General features: G+C 59.8%; 2 tRNA genes and 2 rRNA genes. All 4 read right to left on the bottom strand.

What is annotated here, in order from left to right:
• Positions 1 to 152 (bottom strand): 23S ribosomal RNA (locus AC1DSZ_RS24300); the annotation flags it as partial.
• 338 nt (positions 153 to 490) lie between these two features.
• A tRNA-Ala gene (locus AC1DSZ_RS24295) sits at positions 491 to 566 on the bottom strand.
• Positions 567 to 815: 249 nt separating this feature from the next.
• Positions 816 to 892, bottom strand: a tRNA-Ile gene (locus AC1DSZ_RS24290).
• Between the two features lie 176 nt (positions 893 to 1,068).
• A 16S ribosomal RNA gene (locus tag AC1DSZ_RS24285) occupies positions 1,069 to 1,178 on the bottom strand; the annotation flags it as partial.

The following is a 1,178-nucleotide window of genomic DNA, read 5'->3' as shown; positions in this document are numbered from 1 at the left end:
CACAATGAGAGTGGTCGAAGGTGGGTTTCCCCATTCGGAAATCCTCGGATCAAAGCTCGTTCGCAGCTCCCCAAGGCTTATCGCAGCGTACCACGTCCTTCATCGCCTCTCAGCGCCAAGGCATCCACCGAATGCCCTTATGACACTTGATCGTTCTCATGAACAATGCTCGTCGCTTCATCCACGTGTCATGGTGGTGAAGCCAGTCCCAGGTCCTCCGCTCGGCGCGGATGATGGAGACGCAAATCCCCATCCGGACCCTTCGAACACATTGCTCGAAAAGACCAGTTTGCTTCGATCACGTCCGGCGTCCGTGCGGTCAGGCGACGGCGCTGGCAGCCAACGCATCCAGTGTAGTGGATGCGAAGTCCGGACATGATCCCTCTTCACGATGTCAAAGATCGGTCATCGTCGGGCAAGGCCCAACGAGAAGCTCTGTTTTCTCTCAACGGATGAGTTGTTGGGGCGTGATCGCCACGATCAAACCGCCTGGTGGAGCCAGACGGGATCGAACCGACGACCTCATGCTTGCAAAGCACGCGCTCTCCCAACTGAGCTATGGCCCCCAAGCCGCAAGCGGCTTGTGTTTTTGGCTTGCCTCAAGCGCCGGCGGTCGCATCCGCGACCTTGGCTGACGCGCCATCAGACGCGGCGCGCAGTCGCGCTTGCGGCCCTTCGGGCCGAAGAGGCAGGTAAACTCGAAGCTGGGCGTTCGAAGCCGAAGGCTTCGACCAGGCCGAACGGCCGCCGCGCACTTTTGCGCGTCAGCCAAGGCGGCGAATGCCGCCGCCGGCGCTTGAGGCGCCTCAACAAGATGGTGGGCCTGGGAAGACTCGAACTTCCGACCTCACGCTTATCAAGCGCGCGCTCTAACCAACTGAGCTACAAGCCCAAGATCTCCCGAGTTCCAGCGTCGCGAAGCGACGCCGAAACCCTGGGCTCATCCGGAAAGAAAGAGAAACGAGGACGGCTATGTCCCGCAAGTGAGCTCTGACTGAGCTCGTTTGTTCCAAGTGCTTCGATAGGTCTGGCGAACAAGTCCGCCGCGCTCTGAAGAAGCATCCTTAGAAAGGAGGTGATCCAGCCGCAGGTTCCCCTACGGCTACCTTGTTACGACTTCACCCCAGTCGCTGACCCTACCGTGGTCGTCTGCCTCCTTGCGGTTAGCGAAACGCCTT

Source organism: Alsobacter sp. P4_H11 (assembly GCF_056400925.1).
Note: the sequence above shows the minus strand (reverse complement) of the source record. Positions and strands in the feature narration are given on the sequence as shown.